Raw genomic sequence first — 17,554 nt, forward strand, 5'->3', positions numbered from 1 at the left:
CATGACCCAGCAGACTACCCAGCATGAAGTAGGTGAAAAATCAGTGAGCACTGCTTACCGTGAAATGTTAATCGTCATTCGACGTGAGGTTCTTACCCGCACCAAGAATAAGACCATCCTGTTAGCCACCGGGCTGCTTGCCCTGACTGTGGGCATTGGCGCAGGTGTTGGTGGTTGGTTCTTGAGGGAGAAAATGGGGGATGCTAGCTTTCAGCTGGATACCCGCCTGCTCTTTGCCACAGCGATGGTGAGTGCTTTGCTCAGCTCTCTGGTGTACTCATCCCAGAGCCTAACCTCTGGTGTTGTTGAAGAGAAGTCATCGAGGGTCGTCGAAATCCTCCTCACCAAAATCGGTGTTGTACCTCTGTTGGCAGGAAAGATGATTGGTATCGGCGCGATAACGCTGGTTCAGCTACTTCTTATTGGCGGCACTGGTCTGCTGGGTTTCACCCTGGTGGACGGGTGGTCACTGCTAGAGCTTGAAGTAGGCGCAGCCCTCTTGTGGTTCCTTGTATGGTTCTTGCTGGGCTACATCATCTTTGCAACCATGAACACGATTCTGGCGTCAACAGTCTCCCGGCAGGAGGACTTGAGTGCCGCAGTGATGCCGCTGTCGGTTTTGCAGATGGTTCTGCTGGTGGTCACCCTGTACCTGACACCCACCTATCTTGAAGAGGCTTGGCTTAAGGGGCTGTCATTCGTCCCGCTTTTCTCTTCCTACCTGATGCCTATTCGCTTTGGTCTGGACGGCGTGCAGACCTGGGAAATGGTGACCGCCGCCAGTATCGCTGGGGTAACTATTCCGCTGCTGTTCTGGGTGGCAACCCGTGTATACAGTAACAACGCTTTACGAACCGGCTCTAAGGTTTCACTGCAACAATCATTTGCCTCAGACAATGGGGCTTAACATCGGGCTCTCTGCCTGATTCATCTTAAAGGGCTACTAGCCCACCATCATTGAAAGGGAAAATAACATGACTGCTCACGAGAACGAGACCACCTACTCCACTACCCCCAAGGGCACCTCAGCGGTTGGCCGCTGGGCTCGTAGCCTGGCGCTGGCCTTGGTTGGCGGCGGCGTAGGCTATGCGGTAGTAACCCTCTTTTTCTAAGTCGATAGAACTTTACTAGTGGGTGGGGCTAACCAACCTACCCGATGGAAAGAGGACAACGATGAGCACACACCATAGTTCAGCCCAGAAAACTACTGAACTTGATTCAGATGTTAGACAGCATGTGCAGGAACTGTTTCCTGAAGATCATTACGGCAGGGTGAAATCAGTTTCTAGCCCCAGTTTTCGGGGGCGCAACAAGTCATGGGTTCTGACCTTTGATGGTGGCGAAAAGGTTTTTCTCAAACAGGTAGATAAGACTATTGCTGGTCCTCATGCGTTTGATCGTTCGGTTAATTTCGCGAAGTTTGCTGACAATAATTCAACGGATGTGCCGAACTCACCAAAGCTACTAGCTTCTCACCGTTCATCCGGTTTACTTGCCTTTGAATATTGCAGTGGCGAGAGTCTAGCGAAGCTTCTTGTTGACGAGACTGTTCCTGATAGTTTTTCGCAGCAAGTGGGTAGCTCTTTAGCTAAGCTCCATGCAGGGCCAACGGAAAACTTGAAAGAGATAACCCCTCCCTCCCCACCTGTGCAGATGCTCAAGCAAGGAATTTCGTACCAACGCTTGACCGACTTTTCTCTAGCTGAAATTTCTCTGTGGAGTAAGCTCCAGCAGGATCAAGAGTTAGTAGATTGCGTAGCGGCGCTAAAAGCCGCTGAAGAAGATCATAGTGTTTCACCTGTGCACGGTGACCTTCGACTGGACCAATACCAGATGCATCAAAACCAACTCCATCTGCTGGACTGGGAAGAATTTGGTGTAGGGGATCCTGCTCGGGATCTTGGAACCTTTGCAGGCGAATGGATTTACCGAGGTGTACTTGACACCGTAACTACTCGCGGTGGAGCAGAACAGCCTCCTCAGCAGTTCAGCGAGGAATCTGCGAATCAGCGGATTGCAGAACGCATGGGGCATCTGGTTCCTAACATCCAAGCGATGTGGGAAGCATACTGTCAAGAACGGCATGCTGATGACCATCAGGCTTTAGCTTTACGGTCCGTTGCCTTTTTAGGCTGGCATCTGATTGATCGAACAATTGCTAGAGCTTCTTCGGTTGCTAAATTACCGGGAATTGAAAGAGCGGCTGCGGGTATTGGGCGTCAAATTCTTCTAAACCCCCAGAAATATGCACAAACCTTAGGATTTGAAAGGAGTGAAAAGAAATGACCTTAGCTACTGAAACCAGGTTTCCTGGGTTTGCAGAAAGCGTGACTGAGGTGCAGCAACGTGTTGATATTGACCTGTCTCGCCTGAGAGCCAGCATTGATGGGGAAGACCTCCAAGCGACCAGTTTGCTTGAGCTTCAATCACAGTTGGCTGCCTTGATATATGCTCATTTCCACCTTCAAAATCCGAAGGTGAGTGGGGTCAGCCCTCATGACGTTCAAGACTTATCCCAAGATCTCATCGACTGCATTCCTCACCAAAACCACTATCAACTTGCAGATTTATTGGATAGTTCCATAGAAGGAGAGCTCACCAGAGTTCAAATGATGGGTCTCAAGGTTAGTTTTCCTAACCATCTTGTAGAAAACACGAATCTGCCTGGAAAAGTAAGAGTTACCCTTCCCAGTTGGCGTAGAAATACGACCCCAGGCTACCTGCTAGCCCTAAGTGAAGAGCCCCTCCACGTCACGAGTCACGCTAGCATAGTCCGTCTGTATATCGGATGCGAAACTGCTGAAAAAGCTCTAGAAGCGTGGAAAAGCACCTTAGAGACCTTAGACCGTCTGGATGTGAACTACCAGGTGAAGGCTTTATCAGCTAGAGCATCCTACCCTCGTTCTGATGGGATTGTAGTTTACATAGCAGATAAGGACCGTGACTGCGTCATAGCTGCTTTGAATGAGCTTGAAGTGATTACAACAGCCACCGATAACCACGTTCACTCCCTCTTTACTCAGCAGGTCGGCCACAATATAGCTATTGCGGCAGAGCCGAATGATGCACGGTCTTCCTATCAGGGCCTCAGCTTTGGTCAACATCGATCAAGGGTGCTTGTAGATGCTTTATTGAATGCTGCACATACTCACCAGACTCTGCAAGAGTGCTGGAATCAAGAGACTCTCAGCGCTGGAATTGACGCAGGTTTCCCTGCCTTCAACAGCGTATGAGTAAGCAGGTAAGAACTATAACTTATATAGTCTTGCCCTGCGGCCCCCTGGGGCACAACTAATAACACAACAAAAAGAAAGTGAGACCATCATGGCTCAGAATGTAAACCTTATGGAACTGGCAGATGCACATACTGCTTTTACTACCTCAGCAGAGCTGGGGGCAGATGCTGCCTCTGAAGCTCCTGCAACTTCACCTCTATGCGTGACTATATTTATTGGCGGAGTAACTTTGGGTGCTGGCTGCTAGAAAATTATAAGTAGCTATTTGCAATTTTCCTCGCAGCACAAATAATGCGTAGAGACGTTGAAAAGTAACCCGCAAAATATATCAAAGAAATGGTGGTCGGAATTTTCATTTTTCATGAAATATCCAGCACCGCAACTAACTATAAACAAAATTTTTATATTAGGACTTGCTGTCGTAAGTAACACCTAATTATTTTTATCTAAGGAGAACCGATTATGGCTCAGAACGTAAACCTCATGGAACTGGCAGATGCACATACTGCTTTCGCAACCTCAGCAGAACTGGGCTCAGATGCAGCTTCAGATGCACCCGCAACCACTCCCTTCTGCGCAGGCGTTGTTATCGGGCTGACCTTGACCGCTGGATGCTAATAAATAGAAGGTTACTCACGATATGCGCAGAAATATTTTGACAAAAACTTGAGACCATCTGCTGATGAGTACTTAGAAGTCCTTTTATTCTGCGTATTTCATAACCGAAGTAATAAAAGAGCGGTGCTGGAATTTTAACCTCACATCAAAATTCCAGCACCGCAACTATCTATAAACTAAATCCACTCTACCAGTTAGAGGAATCCTATGACAACAACACGAACCACTACGGACACGCAGCAAGAAGATTTCTCTCTACCTAGCTTTGGGTACTCGAAAGTAGCGTTAGTACTCACAGGGTCAGCAGTAACCCAGGTGATGCCCTATTGGATTGAATGGGCCCGAAAGACTATGCCACAGGTAGAGTTCCGCATCATCATGCGCGAATCTGCATACCGTTTCGTGACGAGGCACGGTATCGAATCAAGTTCACGTTCTCGTATTCAAAATGATACCTGGACGGACGAAATCATTGCTGAACATATCGATTTAGCAGAGTGGGCAGACCTCATCCTGATTTACCCGGCAACCTTGGACTACGCATCACGCCTAGCTCATGGAATCACCGACTCCCCCTCTCTTTTGGCCGCAGTTGCCACAGAGGCCCAGGTCTGTATAGCTCCCTCCTTCCCCCCTCGGTCAATAAAACATCCTGCAATTCAAGAGGTGCTGAGGAAACTTCGTCAGCCTTCCAATTACTTAGTCATCGATCCAGTCCCGGGCCCTAGCGAGTCAAGCAATACGGCTTTGGCCTGGGTTCCCCCAAACTTTGTTTCCGTGCTCCGAACGATCGAGGAGCATCGAGCAGCTCGCCTAAACTCAGCCTATGAGAAGGTAGCATGACCCTCACCGAGACTGCCCCCCGTCAAGCCGAACGAACTACGGTGTCAGCTACCGGTCTTTTGATAACAGAAAAGTGGTCTGCCGGTGGGCAGGAAGGACTGGTTCACACTTTAGGCGAGTCAGCGCCCCTGCCCTTCAGTTCGGCAGTTCTCGAACCTCAAGAGAAGCAAGCGTCAGCTCTGGTCTGGGGCCGGGGAAACGTCCAGGAACGTTTCTACCCACTGACTAAGCACACCCCGCTCTATAACTATCTGATCGAAACAGAAGTGCAAGATAGCTTGGACTATCGGACGATAGGAAAGGCTTGGGGCTCCGCGCTGCGGGAAATGCACCAGCTACCGGTCCTGGGGGAGGCGCCGCCCACTTCCTGTACGCCTCGGACTGCGGTGCGCTCGTACCACTGGTTGAATGAAGAAGGCTGGGAATATCTCACAAAAGTTCTAGCTACCGAACATTTTGAAAAGCTGAGGCAGTGGATCGAAGCCGTCACAAGGGGTGAAAACCTAGCAGTCTCCCACGGAAATGCCGGCTTTATTAACTGGCTTATTTCTACTGACCAGGTCACCGGAGTCCTACTAACCGGTGAAGATGTTGGTTACGCCTTGCCAGAATATGACATTGGGTGGGTTCTAGGGGAGTTCGCTGAACTGTATGCTTTCTACCCCAACCTACGCCTGAAACTAACCGATCTTCAGCAAGGATTCCTTACTGGGTATGGGGACTTTTCGGAAAATAATTTAAATTCGGCTATCGCCTTCCGTCTCATTCATCACGCTTATGACTGGCACCATTATGCGGGGGCAAATCTTCAAGCCGCCCAGCTTCTCATCGACTTAGCCACTAACTACCTTGATCGATAGGTACGAAAGGAAGGTAACTTCTTATGAGTTTTAGCCGTACATCCCTGGATAGCCACGGGCGCGAAGAACTTACGATCGAAGGATTACGCGTTATCGCTATCCACGATCAAAAAGCAGCTAACTTTTCCATCAGTTTGGCAGTACCTGCTGGTATGCGGGATGAGGAACCTGGTCAAGAAGGGTTCTTCCACCTCATTGAACATATGATTTATCAGGATTCTCACGGTTCAACCGCCGTTCAGAGGGCGGCCGCTATTTCAGGTGAGGGAGGTATCCTCGGCGGTAATACGCATATGGACTACACTGAGTTCTACGAGACAGGCAGCCCGTTTTACCTGGAAACCTCGCTACAACGACTCCTGGAACAGGTATTTTTTCCTGCATTCAAGCTCCATCAGCTTGACGACCAGATTCAAGCGGTAGCCACCGAACGTTCTAACAGGTTAGCTAAAGCACCCGGCGGAGTCCTCCCGTGGCCCCACCTAACCGGACAGTTCTGGTCTGATTATGCCAACGGGCATGATGGTAGCGGTGACCTGAATCTCCGAGACCGAGCCACCACTGCCGTCCTCATCGACATCCATCGGCGTTATTACCAGCTGCATGAATCTGCTCTAGTCATTATTAGTCCTCTGCCTGCTGAACAAGTATTCGGCTATGTTGAAGATGCTCTAGCTAAACTAGGGTTGGCTCGCACAGAAAACAGTGGTTCTTTGGTAAAAATAAGTCAGCGGAAAGGCGCTGGGCAGTCTATTCAACAGAGTGTCACCAACTATTTGGAGCAGCCTGTAGAGTGGGGTTCACGAAGGATTTCAGTGACCCGCACTGTCGATACAGACACAATCAGCTCCCCCTTGCTGGGTACCTTGCTGGTGGCAGAAACCCTGTCGGGTGTGCGAGCCTTGGATGCCAGCGCAGGTTTCTTTGGGGTTGCTGATACCCCTTACGATGACTTGTTTGTTCTGGTTGATGATACAAACGTCCCGCTTGACCCTGCCGATCGGTTTAGTTCAGTCAAGACAGCCCCGGATAGCACTATGAAACTTGCTGTCCAGCGGGCAATACTTCGACTGGAAAGCAACACTTTTAACGATCAGAAGGCCTCGCGCGTGATGGCTCGTGATGCTGTTATTCGACGCGACCCCCACTACATCCCTGCCTTGACAGACAGCCTCCGTGGCATAGAAGAACAGCTGGACGCTGTACGAGAGCTAGCCAACGAGGCTGCCGTTACCCTTGAAAACCAGGCCTTCGCGTCCTTAGTAATTGGCGCTAACCTCTAAGAGGAACACCACTATGTTTACCCCAAAGAATTACACTCTCGTTGCTACTAGCGATCACAGGTCAGAGCATACTTTTATAACTATCGGCTGGCCTGCTGCCGTTAGCAAAAACTATGCAGAAGCCGTGACAGCAGTGACAGAGCAGACCAACCAAAGCGTTGGTAACCAGCCGCTACTGACTAAACAGGACAACGATCAGCAGGCGGGGTCAGCGTCCTTTGTGCTCAGCCCAGCAAATGCACAGGCTTGGGTGCAGTACTTTATGCAAACTCTCGATGAAAAGGCTGAGACTGCCAGTGCTCAAGCTACAGTGGCTATTGTTGCTCCTGAAACTGTGGTTCAGAGCTTCCCCGAGCCTGCTGAACCCTCTGCATTTCAGGTAGCGGAAGTGACCGCTAACCTCCAGCGCTACCAGCAGGGCTCAACAGAGCACATCATTATCACAGGCCCGGAGCCAGCAACCAAGGCGGGGAGCCTCGAAACCTTTGTGGCCATGTGTTTGCTTATGAACCCAGCGAATCCTCTCGTAGCATCATGGCTACCTGCCGGGATTAACCTTCAGCCGATGCGCGCATTGATTGAAGGCAAACCACACATCATCTGGAGATTCAGCGGAGACAACGATGAAAGCAAAGAGACATTAGAAATTCTAGGGAGTGTGGCGCAAGCTATCGTCAATATTCCTGAAACTTATAGCGAGACGGAATTTGAGCAGGTCAAAAAATTTGCGTTCAGTAATCTTAGCCGCTCGCATCTGGCACCCGACGATTTAGCGAGATTCTTAGCGCAGTACAGCGTGATGGGTTGGGGCGTTGACGCTTTGCTAGATATGCACCGCATCGACAGCCTTAGCTTGGAAGATCTTGCCCCAGCCTTTGCTGGACTCGTCTACCCTATCGGGGCTGTGCTAGGAATCGATCTCGGCTAAAAATAGCAAAGCTATGGGGTTTACCAGGTTTTTAGGTTGATTAGGTTGTGTTCAATAGCTTTAACTAGAATCTGAACCCTATCGCGCACCTGCATTTTTTCCATAATTTTCACAAAACGCGCTTTAATGGTGGATTCAGTAACGAAAAGTTCTGCGGCCATCTCTTTATTATTTAGACCGCGCGCGAGAAGCTCAATGACCTCTATTTCTTTTGCGGTAAGAACTGACATGAGTTCTTCGTCGGGAGAAATTTCGGCAGGAACTGACTGCTCAAGCCCTTGCACCACATAGCGGGTAACCTCGGGGGACAGTACTGATCCTCCGTCATGAACGGTGTGGATTGCGCTGGTGACCTCTTCGGGGCGGGAGTCCTTTACCAAGTACCCTGAGGCACCTGCCCGCAAGAGTTCAACAACATAGCGATCAGTTGCAAAGGTGCTCAGCCCCAATATTCGTATGTTGGGGAAAGAATGATGAATATACTGGGTTGCCTCGACACCGTCCATCAGAGGCATCTGCATATCCATCAAAATTACATCTGGCTGTAGGGCCCTTGCCTGTGAAATTGCCAGCTTGCCATTTGAAGCTTCCCCCACCACTTCCAGGCTTTCATCGGAGGAAAGATAATCCTTCAAAATATTACGAATAAGGGATTCATCATCTACGAGGAGGACTTTAACCATCAATGGTTCCTTCACTGTCTGTACAAGCTAGAGCGGCAGCTTAAAAAGCTTTGGTCACTGTTTTAGGCAGGGGAAGGCTCACCTGAATTTTCCACACACCGTGGTCATTTTGATAAGACGATGTTCCACCCAAATCATGAAACCTAGCCTTCAATGATTCTAACCCGGTCAAAGATGAAGAAACGGGTTTGTTATGAGAGATGAGGTTCTCTGAGGATAGCGTGACGTTACGCTGATCCACTGTGAGGTCTATTTTTACAGGTCCCTCAGGGGAACCATGCTTGAGAACGTTGGTCCCTATCTCGCGAGCTGTACGTCTTAGCGCCTGTCGAGATGCCAAAGGAATAAGGCTTACATCCCCATCAGCGGTCAGCGTAACAGTAAAGCCTGCATTTTCTAGGGCATCAGATATTTTATGTAAATCGTAAGTCAGGGCTAGAGCCGATGTGGTTTCCCCTGAAAGAGAGGCGTCGCCCAGCAGCAAATTCTCTTCCGCCTGGGGAGCGCTGGGTAGCTCGCCGTTCAGTGAGTCATTTTTCTCGGCTTTAAGGACAGTCACCAGCTTGCGAAGATCCTCGAGCGCTTGACTCGCAGAGTCCCCGATTCCGGTCAGAATAGCGGCTATTTTTTCTGGATCCTTTGCAAACTGTGCACGCCGAGCCTGCATAGCAATGATGGTGACTTCATGGGCAACAATATCGTGTAACTCGTAGGCAAGGCGCGTGCGTTCCTCATTCCGTGCCTGGAGCTGGGCTTCCTGAATAGAGATAATCTTTTGCTGGTCTTTTTCCCGCTGAAGCCGGAACCTTCTGAGGACTAGCCCTGTGATGTATGAAAAAAGTGCCACGGATGATGTAAAGAGCTGAGTGATTGAAGCGCCGAAGTCCCAACCCGGATACACAACAAAAACACACAGGACAATACCGAATACCACGACCTGACGTTTTGTAGCCAGGTAAGCGCAATACACAGGTACCAGAATTGACGCCGATGAGAACCCAGCCCAAACGAAACTGGAATCGTTATAAAGCACCGTGATGTTGGCAAGAGAAAAATACCAGCCATAAATGCCGGGCATGAGCCCGAATCCCATCATAAAAACGGGCAGATAGGCAATTGCAACAGCCCATACACGATTCTGCGTATCTGTATTTTCATAGATTCCCGAATATAAATCGACCGCAATAAAAATAAATACCAGGCAGATAAGCAGCGCCCTCAGGTAGGGGCCAAGGGGAAACCACTTCTTACGGGAAGCACTAGTGAGGCTCGTCGTCATGGGTTTATGCTATCAACCCTCGTGCAGTGCTACCTCGGAACGTATGAGGGTTAGTCACATATTCCTGACTTGCAAAGCCAATGAAAGAAAGTAGGAGACATGCTAGATGCTGAGGCAGGGGAAGCTTTAACATCAGTATCCTGCGGCAAAGTAGCAGCATGCGCAGGCGAAAAGCCGAGGGTAAGAGCTGAGACGATAGATGTAACTGCCAGTGCCTTACGGATATTCTTCATGGTTTGGAGTCCTTGGTGGTGTGAGTCAAACTGTTGTTTCGTTATCTATTGTGAAATAACGAGTCCCGCTAGGACCTATACAAAAGTTCAGAAGTGGAGTACTTGTTTTTGTACTTAAGTTCAATATCTGTAGATTCCGCCTTCTGCACCTAACAAGCAATCTCTGCTCGCATACCTCTACGACCAGAAGATGAGCGGTCGCTGTGCCTAGAAACTCTCTTATCTCGCGCTCTCAAAGATGGTAGATTAAGTCGTCTAAATCTTTACCACACAATCACGAGGTGCCCCCGCTTGCCCACTAATGATGCTTACCTCAAAGCAGCCGTCGATGCTGAGCTGAACCCCGGCTACCCCGCAGCAGAGTTCCGTTATCTCAGCGAAACCGACATGATTGCAGCCGGCGTTGAAGATGTCACCGCCTGCATCGACGCCATGGAAGAAACCCTGGCACTGCACGCTCGCGGCGACTACCGCATGGCAGGTCACCTGGGCGAATCCCATGGCTCCAAGGTGCAGTTCCCTATCAACCCCACGCACGAGGGTATGCCCGCGGACGGCCCCGACCGCCGTTTTGTCACCATGCCCGCCTACCTGGGCGGCTCATTCCGCATGACCGGTGTGAAGTCTTACGGCTCTAATGTGAGTAACCGCGAGCAGGGTCTACCCCGCTCCATTCTCATGCTGGCCCTGCACCACACCGTGACTGGTGCCCCTCTTGCCTACATGAGCGCCAACCTGCTCTCTGCCTACCGCACCGGTTGCACCTCCGGCGTCGGCGCCCGCCACTACGCCCCCAAAAACGCCAAGGTGCTCGGCCTGTTAGGTCCTGGCGTTATTGCCAAGGCAACCGTAGCTGCCCTCATCGATGCCCGACCCACCGTGGAGTACATTAAGGTGCTGGGGCGTAGCACCAAGGGTATTGAGAGCTTCATTGAATGGGCGCAGGACAAGTACCCCACCAAAACTGTGGAAGTGGTTGAAGAACTAGAGCAAGTTGTGCGCGATTCTGACATCGTCACCTTTTGCACCTCCATTCACGTGGGCGACCCCGAAACCTACCCCACCGTGCGCCGCGAATGGGTCAAGCCCGGCGCTTTCTTCGCCATGCCCGCTGCCTGCAACTTGGATGAAGGGATGTTTGAAGACGACGTGCGTCTACTGGTCGATAACGCCGGCATGTACGACGCTTGGGCTGAAGAAACCGAACCCGGAGCCTCCCATAACTATGTCTCAATCATTGGTTGTAAGTTCAACGACCGCGTGCACAACGGCCTGATCCCTGCCGAGCGTCTGCGCGATTTGGGTGAGGCACTCAATCACCCCGAGCCGCAGGATGATGAAGAGAAAATCACCGTCTACTCCGTGGGTGGCATGCCTATTGAGGATGTCGCCTGGGGTACTGTGGTCTACCGCAACGCCGTGCGCAAGGGCGTTGGCACCGTGCTGAACCTCTGGGACGCACCCGCTATGGCATAGCCTGCCCTCGCTTTTAAGGTGAAAGGACGCCGCGCGCAGTAAGTGTGCGGCGTCCTTCGGGTTTTACCTACGCTGGCGTGGAACTACCAGATGCGTACGCGATCTTCGGGTGCCAGGTAGAGGGCGTCCTCGGGCTGAACATCGAAGGCGGTGTAGAACTCGTCCACATTGCGTACCACGCCGTTGACGCGGAACTTCTCGGGCGAGTGCGGGTCCACCGCCAAGAACATCTCCGCGGTCTGGGGTCGAGTCTTCATGCGCCACGCCTGCGCCCAGGAGTAGAAAACCCGCTGGGTGGCGGTCATCCCGTCCAGCTCGGGAGCGGTCTCAAGGGTCAGCCCCTGGCGTTCCAGAGCAATCTTGTATGCCTTCAGGGCAATGGAAAGACCGCCCAGGTCACCAATATTTTCACCCAGGGTCAGCTCACCGTTGACCTTAAACTTCTCAGCGTCTAGACCATCCGGGGTGTAACCGTTGTACTGGTCCACCAGGGTAGCAGTGCGCTGGGTGAACTCCTCACGGTCAGCGTCGGTCCACCAATTATTCAGTGCACCGGTGCCATCATACTTAGAGCCCTGATCATCAAAACCGTGGCCAATCTCGTGACCAATCACGCCGCCAATAGCACCGTAATTGACCGCATCGTCAGCCTCGGGGTCAAAGTAAGGCGGTTGCAGAATCGCTGCCGGGAATACAATCTCATTAGCTGGGGGCATGTAGTAGGCGTTGACGGTCTGCGGAGTCATCAGCCACTCAGTCTTATCCACCGGCTGACCAATGCGGCCCAACTGGAACTCGTGCTCAAAGAAAGCAGAGCGGCGCAGGTTCTCAAAGAGATCATCGGTCAGGCTCAGCGCTGAGTAGTCACGCCACTTATCGGGGTAACCGATCTTGGTGACGAACTTGCCCAGCTTCTCTAGAGCGCGCTCGCGGGTCTCATTGGTCATCCAATCCAGGTTAATAATCGACCGACGGTAGGCCTCCAGCAGATCATCGACTAGGGCCAGCATTTTCTCTTTATGAGCCGGCGGGAAGTGAACGGCAACATATTCCTTGCCAACCTCCTCACCCAGGGCGTTCTCAACCAGGCCAACGCCGCGCTTCCAGCGGTCACGCAGTTCTTCAGAGCCAGAGAGCGTGCGGCCGTAGAAATCGAAGTTCTCTTCAACAATCGCTTCGGTCAGGTAAGGGGCGCGGCTGTGCGCCATGTGCCAGATATACCAGAGCTTCCAGATGAAGAGCGGCTCGCTAGCCCACATCTGTGCGGCGGCCTCAAAATAGGAGGGCTGGCTAACAATTACGGTGCCCCACTGATCGGTGGAGGAACCCATAGCATCAATCCAGCTGCTAAAAGGGAAGCCGGGGAACGTGGCGTCCAGGTCAGCGGCAGCTACCGGGTTGTAGCGTAGGTCAGCGTTACGGTTTTTGACGTTATCCCAGTGGTGGGAGGCCAGCAGAGTCTCGTGCGCCATGACCGCCTTGGAGGCGTCCTGGGGGCTGAGACCAAAGGGTTCGGCCAGACCAGTCAGCTCAAACATGCGGCCCATATGGGCGGTGTAGGCGTCGCGCAGTTCAGCGTACTTTTCTTCGCGGTAGTAAGACTCATCAGGCAGACCCAGCCCAGTCTGCGCTAAGTAGACCACGTACTTCTCGGGGTTCATGGCATCGATGCTGGTGTACCAGCCGAAGGCGGAGCCGTGGCCAGCCTTGGCGTCCAACTCACCCATGACCTTGACGAAGGCGTCGGGGGTGGCAACCTCAAGTACCGGCTGCACCTCGGCCAGCAGGGGCTCCACTCCGTCCGCCTCAATCTTCTGGGTGTCCATGAAGGAGTTATAAAGGGCGCCAATTCGTGAAGAGGGCTCATCAGCAGCAAACTTCTCAACAATGGCACGCACGTTCTTCTCTGCTTCATCGCGCAGGGTGTACATGCCACCGTCACGCGAACGGTCAGCGGGGATCTCATGGGAGTCATACCAGGTGCCGTTAACGTGACGGAAGAAGTCATCGCCGGGGGTAATCTCTGGGTTCAAGAAACTGGTGTCAATACCGGAATGTGTCATACCCCCCAGTTTAGGGCGGCAGGACGCTGCTAGAAGGCTTGTTACTTGCCGTTTGGCTGTCAGCGTGAGCGGCTCACTCACCTTTTACCCTCAGCGCCACCGCTAAAAATAATTCCCCCAAAATGGGTTAAAAAGAGAGAGTATTTAACCCATTACGGTCGAAAAGTTTCTAGGTGAGAAGCGAGTACTGTGAGCAAGACCCACTTATGCGCTCGCTCTAAAGGCTGTAATCTTGAGCTTTATGTCTTCTACGCATACACCGTCACACACTCCTGAAACAGGCGCTCAAAAAGCGGTTAATTCCGCCCCGCCTACCGCATCGATGCCGGTAGCGCACAAGCTGGAAAAAGCTGAGTTTCTGTTGCTTGCCATTATGGTCATCGCTGGTTTCGTTCTCATCCTGAACGAAACTCTTCTCGGCGTTGCGCTGCCTGAAATCATGCGCGACCTCAACATCACCGCTTCCACAGCTCAGTGGACCTCCACCGGTTTCATGCTGACCATGGCGGTAGTGACCCCGGCATCGGGCTTCATCATTTCCCGCTTCTCCATTCGTACTGTGTTTATGGGTGCCATGCTGCTCTTTTCGCTGGGCACCCTGGTGGCAGCAACCGCACCCGGTATCGGCATGCTGCTGACCGGCCGCGTGCTGCAGGCGTCAGGTACCGGTGTGATAATGCCGCTACTCATGACCACCATGATGCGCATGGTAGCCCCCAGCAAGATTGGTCAGGCCATGGGCATTATCGGCATGGTGATTTCTGCTGCCCCCGCTATGGGCCCCACCGTCTCCGGTCTGATCCTGGGCGTGGGAACCTGGCGCTGGCTTTTCTGGCTAGTGCTCCCCATCGGTATTGCAGCCCTGCTGGTGGGCATGAAGCTAGCCCCTGCGGACGCCCCCACCGGCAATAGTCAGAAGCTGGATGCGCTCTCCATGCTGCTTTCTACCCTGGGCTTCGGCGGCCTCGTGCTAGGCCTTTCCTCCATGGGCGGTAGCTCAGACCACGGTGGTGCCCACCTGCCCGTCAACCCCTGGGTTGTTGTCATCGCAGCAGCTATTATTCTGGCAATTTTTGTCTGGCGCCAGCTCAAGCTGCAGGATCGCGGCCCCTTCATGGACATGCGTATCTTCCGCTCACGCCCCTTCACGCTGACTGTACTCATGACCTCCATTGGCATGGGCGTCATGCTGGGCACCTCTATCCTGATCCCGCTTTATACCGCCAACGTGCTGGGTGTTAGCGCCCTGCAAACCGGCCTTATGCTTTTGCCCGGCGGTGTACTCATGGCTGTGCTCAGCCCCCTGGTAGGACGCATGTCTGACCGCTTCGGTGCACGAGCTCTGGTTCTGCCCGGCGCCGTTCTCTTGGCCGGTTCTATCTGGCTGATGAGCACCTTCTCTCAGACCACTCCGCAGTGGTACATCATTGCCACCTATATGCTGATGACCTTCTCTCTGCCCTTCATCAACACCCCCATGATGGGCCTGGGGCTGGGATCCTTGCCCGGTGAGCTGACTGCCTTTGGTTCCTCGGCCATGACCACCTTCCAGCAGGTCTCTGGCGCCGCATCAACAGCGGTCTTTGTGGCACTCATGAGTGTGGGAGCAGCAGCTCACGGCGGAGCAGGCACTGATGCCTACATGGCAGGTGTTCACTTAGCCTTCTTAGTGGCAGTCTTCCTTTCTTTGGGGTCTGTGATGGTCGCCCTCTTTGTGCCGCGCGGCAAACCGGCCGGTCACGGTGCTGCCATGGCGCACTAGGCAGTTACATTGAGACGGGGGGAGCAGTGCTTCCTCACCCAATTCCCAGTGGCCTGTTCCCGTCGTTTTGGCCTGACGCCGTCAGGCCAAAACGACGGGAACAGGCCATTTATTGGTATTGGGCCGGGAGAAACACTGTGTAACCGCCGGCTTCTGCCCCTAGAGTGGGAGCATGAGTATGCAATATCGCCAAGTGGGCCGCAGCGGCCTGACCGTATCAACCGTTGGCCTGGGCTGTAACAACCTAGGTAGAAGCAAAACTGCCACCGAAACCCAGGCCGGCACCAACGATGTGCTGGCAGCCGCCGTGGAGCAGGGCATCACTCTCTTTGACGTTGCCGATATTTACGGGGCTCGACCTGGGGTATCTGAAACCATGTTCGGCCAGGCGCTCAAAGATACCGGCATTGACCGGGATGAAATCGTGATTGTTTCTAAATTTGGCATGGATATGGATGGCGCCAACGGCGCTGATCACGGGGTGAGAGGCTCCCGTCGTTACATCATGCGCGCTATCGAAACGTCCCTGGACCGCTTGGGTACTGACTATATTGACCTCTACTTCCACCACACCCCTGACCCCGCTACCCCCGTGGAAGAAACCCTGGGGGCACTAGCCACCTTGATTGAGCAGGGCAAAGTGCGCTACGTGGGAAGCTCCAATCATTCCGGTTGGCAGATAGCTCAGGCGGAATATGTGGGGCGACAGCTAGGCACTCGCTACATTGCCGCCGAGAACCACTACAACCTGCTGGATCGCCGCGCCGAGCTAGAAGTACTGCCGGCTGCCCGCGAGTTTGGTCTGGGTGTCCTGCCCTACTTCCCGCTGGCTAATGGTCTGCTGACCGGCAAGTACAACCCCGGTAAGGACGCTGTTGAGGGGCGTCTAACCCGCATTAAGCCCGAATTGCTGGACTCGGCTGACTGGGGTCAGATGCGTGCCTTCTCGGAGTTTGCCGCCGAGCGCGGACTGACCGAGGTGCAGGTCGCTTTCTCCTGGCTGGCCCAGCAGCACCCAGTGTCATCGGTCATCGCTGGCGCTACCACCATTGACCAGGTGCGCACCAATGCTGCCGCCGTAGCCACCCGGTTCAGCGAGGACGACTTGGCCCAGCTGGACGCCATCTTCCCCGCGCCGCCCAAGATCGCCCCCTTCTAGGCTGCGTCCGCTCACTGATGTAACCCAAAAAGCCTGCCCCCAGATAACGGGGGCAGGCTTTTTGCTGAACTTCTATAAAGAGACGAGAAGGAGCTTAGATATCTTTGGTGGTGAAGAGAATCTCGTCGCGCTCAAAATCTGTATTGATTTCGAGAGTGATGTCATTAGCATCTGCCACAGCGAAAGCCATATCGAAGGTTACCTTGTCACCAGGCAGGAGCTTGGTTGAGGGAGCACTACCCAAGTTCTGTTCGCTGTCAAAAATCTGGTTAGCTTCAACGCCTGCTGAATTGCCGCTAGCCAAGAACATGCCGGGATCGAAGGTCTCCCGTGAACCATTTTCAATGGTCACAGCAAACACTACATAGTTCTTGAGTGCATCATTATCATCACCAGCAGCAGTATCGCTGGGGGTGTAGTCGGTGCGGGGCTCTGAGACGGTTACTTTAACGCCGTCATTGTATTCAGCGGTTTCCCCAAACTTGAGCACGCCGTCAAGTGAAGCGGCACTCTGCTCATTAGAACCAGCGGCTGAGGTGTCATCGGCAGCTGCTGACGCGCTGGGGGTTGCTGTAGCGGATACGGAGGCCTGAGCGTCCTGTATCATCTGTTCAAACTCGGGATCATTTGCAATGGTATTTGCCGCGAAAACAACCATGGCGATGATTGAAGCAATCGTTCCAACGGCAGATAGCACAATAGCAATAATGGAGGTAATTTTTTCCTTAAATTTTTGGAAAAGACCAACAATGCCGGTCACAAAACCGGCAAAGAGCAGAAGCCAGCCGAAGAGGGCTGTTGCGGGGAAGAGACCCAGCACAAAACCAAGCGCAGAAAGCGCCAGGGCAACGATGCCAACCGTATTCTTGGGCTTCTTACCGCCGGATTGCTGGGGGTCAGCTGCGGATGTGCCGTAGGTAGGAGCGCCGTGGGGTTGTTGGTAAGCCCCGCCGTTCTGCGAGGTTCCACTTTGGGAACCGTAAGAACCGTAGCTTTGAGCGTTGGGGGAATTATTTTCGGGGGTGGGAGTGTTACTGTTCTCAGTCATACAGCATATATTACAGCTCACATTCAATAAGTCTGAACGTTACCTGAGAATCATGGCGCGCATCTGTGCGGCGGTCCACCGGT

The 17,554-nt window shown here is 52.8% G+C and carries 17 protein-coding genes; 13 read left to right on the top strand and 4 right to left on the bottom strand.

Going from position 1 to position 17,554, the window contains the following annotated elements; translation table 11 throughout:
- The first annotated feature begins 1 nt into the window (after position 1).
- The 10 genes from L6990_RS05885 (at position 2) to L6990_RS05930 (ending at position 7,768) form a co-directional block, all read left to right on the top strand.
- Positions 2-907, top strand: coding sequence for an ABC transporter permease (locus L6990_RS05885; protein WP_237203152.1), 906 nt, complete (start codon positions 2-4; stop codon positions 905-907).
- 67 nt (positions 908-974) lie between these two features.
- Positions 975-1,112: a hypothetical protein gene (locus tag L6990_RS05890; RefSeq protein ID WP_237203153.1), complete on the top strand. Its 138-nt coding sequence runs from the start codon at positions 975-977 to the stop codon at positions 1,110-1,112.
- A gap of 61 nt (positions 1,113-1,173) precedes the next feature.
- Positions 1,174-2,286, top strand: coding sequence for a class V lanthionine synthetase subunit LxmK (gene lxmK / locus L6990_RS05895; RefSeq protein WP_237203154.1), 1,113 nt, complete (start codon positions 1,174-1,176; stop codon positions 2,284-2,286).
- On the top strand, positions 2,283-3,233 hold the full coding sequence (locus tag L6990_RS05900) for a T3SS effector HopA1 family protein (RefSeq protein WP_237203155.1): 951 nt from the start codon (positions 2,283-2,285) through the stop codon (positions 3,231-3,233). The genes lxmK and L6990_RS05900 overlap by 4 nt, the downstream gene beginning before the upstream one ends.
- A 91-nt stretch (positions 3,234-3,324) precedes the next feature.
- Entirely contained in the window at positions 3,325-3,483 is a 159-nt protein-coding gene (locus L6990_RS05905; RefSeq protein ID WP_237203156.1) for an LxmA leader domain family RiPP, read from the top strand.
- Between the two features lie 215 nt (positions 3,484-3,698).
- Entirely contained in the window at positions 3,699-3,854 is a 156-nt protein-coding gene (locus tag L6990_RS05910; protein ID WP_237203157.1) for a hypothetical protein, read from the top strand.
- Positions 3,855-4,061: 207 nt separating this feature from the next.
- A complete protein-coding gene (locus L6990_RS05915; protein ID WP_237203158.1) occupies positions 4,062-4,697 on the top strand; it encodes a flavoprotein in 636 nt (211 codons plus the stop codon).
- Positions 4,694-5,557, top strand: a complete 864-nt coding sequence (locus tag L6990_RS05920; RefSeq protein ID WP_237203159.1) for a phosphotransferase — start codon at positions 4,694-4,696, stop codon at positions 5,555-5,557. The genes L6990_RS05915 and L6990_RS05920 overlap by 4 nt, the downstream gene beginning before the upstream one ends.
- A gap of 23 nt (positions 5,558-5,580) precedes the next feature.
- Positions 5,581-6,840, top strand: coding sequence for a M16 family metallopeptidase (locus tag L6990_RS05925; protein WP_237203160.1), 1,260 nt, complete (start codon positions 5,581-5,583; stop codon positions 6,838-6,840).
- Positions 6,841-6,853: 13 nt separating this feature from the next.
- Positions 6,854-7,768: a hypothetical protein gene (locus tag L6990_RS05930; protein ID WP_237203161.1), complete on the top strand. Its 915-nt coding sequence runs from the start codon at positions 6,854-6,856 to the stop codon at positions 7,766-7,768.
- Positions 7,769-7,788: 20 nt separating this feature from the next.
- On the opposite strand, the gene L6990_RS05935 is transcribed toward L6990_RS05930, so the two are convergent.
- Positions 7,789-8,451, bottom strand: coding sequence for a response regulator (locus L6990_RS05935; RefSeq protein WP_237203162.1), 663 nt, complete (start codon positions 8,449-8,451; stop codon positions 7,789-7,791).
- Positions 8,452-8,491: 40 nt separating this feature from the next.
- Positions 8,492-9,730 carry a sensor histidine kinase gene (locus L6990_RS05940; protein ID WP_237203163.1) on the bottom strand — a complete coding sequence of 413 codons (1,239 nt, stop codon included), beginning with the start codon at positions 9,728-9,730 and terminating at the stop codon, positions 8,492-8,494.
- 524 nt (positions 9,731-10,254) lie between these two features.
- Here L6990_RS05940 and L6990_RS05945 point away from each other — a divergent pair.
- The gene (locus tag L6990_RS05945) at positions 10,255-11,439 is read left to right on the top strand and encodes a tyramine oxidase subunit B (protein ID WP_237203164.1); all 1,185 of its coding nucleotides are present in this window, start codon (positions 10,255-10,257) and stop codon (positions 11,437-11,439) included.
- Positions 11,440-11,522: 83 nt separating this feature from the next.
- On the opposite strand, the gene L6990_RS05950 is transcribed toward L6990_RS05945, so the two are convergent.
- Positions 11,523-13,502 (bottom strand): M13 family metallopeptidase, encoded by a 1,980-nt coding sequence (locus L6990_RS05950; RefSeq protein ID WP_237203165.1) that lies wholly within the window; start codon positions 13,500-13,502, stop codon positions 11,523-11,525.
- A 241-nt stretch (positions 13,503-13,743) separates the two neighbouring features.
- Between L6990_RS05950 and L6990_RS05955 the strand changes: the two genes are divergently transcribed.
- A complete protein-coding gene (locus tag L6990_RS05955; RefSeq protein WP_237203166.1) occupies positions 13,744-15,264 on the top strand; it encodes an MDR family MFS transporter in 1,521 nt (506 codons plus the stop codon).
- 178 nt (positions 15,265-15,442) lie between these two features.
- Positions 15,443-16,423, top strand: a complete 981-nt coding sequence (locus tag L6990_RS05960) for an aldo/keto reductase (RefSeq protein ID WP_237203380.1) — start codon at positions 15,443-15,445, stop codon at positions 16,421-16,423.
- A 94-nt stretch (positions 16,424-16,517) separates the two neighbouring features.
- Here L6990_RS05960 and L6990_RS05965 read toward each other — a convergent pair whose 3' ends face one another.
- Complete coding sequence (locus L6990_RS05965; RefSeq protein ID WP_237203167.1) at positions 16,518-17,471, bottom strand: DUF308 domain-containing protein; 954 nt, start codon at positions 17,469-17,471, stop codon at positions 16,518-16,520.
- Positions 17,472-17,554 lie beyond the last annotated feature (83 nt).

The organism is Rothia endophytica (genome assembly GCF_928381505.1).
GTDB classification, from domain to species: domain Bacteria; phylum Actinomycetota; class Actinomycetes; order Actinomycetales; family Micrococcaceae; genus Rothia; species Rothia endophytica_A.

Coding starts and splice junctions, on each gene's coding strand:
- L6990_RS05935 (WP_237203162.1), bottom strand. CDS start 8,451: ATGGTTAAAGTCCTCCTCGTAGATGATGAATCCCTTATTCGTAATATT.
- L6990_RS05910 (WP_237203157.1), top strand. CDS start 3,699: ATGGCTCAGAACGTAAACCTCATGGAACTGGCAGATGCACATACTGCT.
- L6990_RS05925 (WP_237203160.1), top strand. CDS start 5,581: ATGAGTTTTAGCCGTACATCCCTGGATAGCCACGGGCGCGAAGAACTT.
- L6990_RS05965 (WP_237203167.1), bottom strand. CDS start 17,471: ATGACTGAGAACAGTAACACTCCCACCCCCGAAAATAATTCCCCCAAC.
- L6990_RS05940 (WP_237203163.1), bottom strand. CDS start 9,730: ATGACGACGAGCCTCACTAGTGCTTCCCGTAAGAAGTGGTTTCCCCTT.
- L6990_RS05885 (WP_237203152.1), top strand. CDS start 2: ATGACCCAGCAGACTACCCAGCATGAAGTAGGTGAAAAATCAGTGAGC.
- lxmK (WP_237203154.1), top strand. CDS start 1,174: ATGAGCACACACCATAGTTCAGCCCAGAAAACTACTGAACTTGATTCA.
- L6990_RS05950 (WP_237203165.1), bottom strand. CDS start 13,502: ATGACACATTCCGGTATTGACACCAGTTTCTTGAACCCAGAGATTACC.
- L6990_RS05890 (WP_237203153.1), top strand. CDS start 975: ATGACTGCTCACGAGAACGAGACCACCTACTCCACTACCCCCAAGGGC.
- L6990_RS05955 (WP_237203166.1), top strand. CDS start 13,744: ATGTCTTCTACGCATACACCGTCACACACTCCTGAAACAGGCGCTCAA.
- L6990_RS05900 (WP_237203155.1), top strand. CDS start 2,283: ATGACCTTAGCTACTGAAACCAGGTTTCCTGGGTTTGCAGAAAGCGTG.
- L6990_RS05905 (WP_237203156.1), top strand. CDS start 3,325: ATGGCTCAGAATGTAAACCTTATGGAACTGGCAGATGCACATACTGCT.
- L6990_RS05920 (WP_237203159.1), top strand. CDS start 4,694: ATGACCCTCACCGAGACTGCCCCCCGTCAAGCCGAACGAACTACGGTG.
- L6990_RS05930 (WP_237203161.1), top strand. CDS start 6,854: ATGTTTACCCCAAAGAATTACACTCTCGTTGCTACTAGCGATCACAGG.
- L6990_RS05960 (WP_237203380.1), top strand. CDS start 15,443: ATGCAATATCGCCAAGTGGGCCGCAGCGGCCTGACCGTATCAACCGTT.
- L6990_RS05915 (WP_237203158.1), top strand. CDS start 4,062: ATGACAACAACACGAACCACTACGGACACGCAGCAAGAAGATTTCTCT.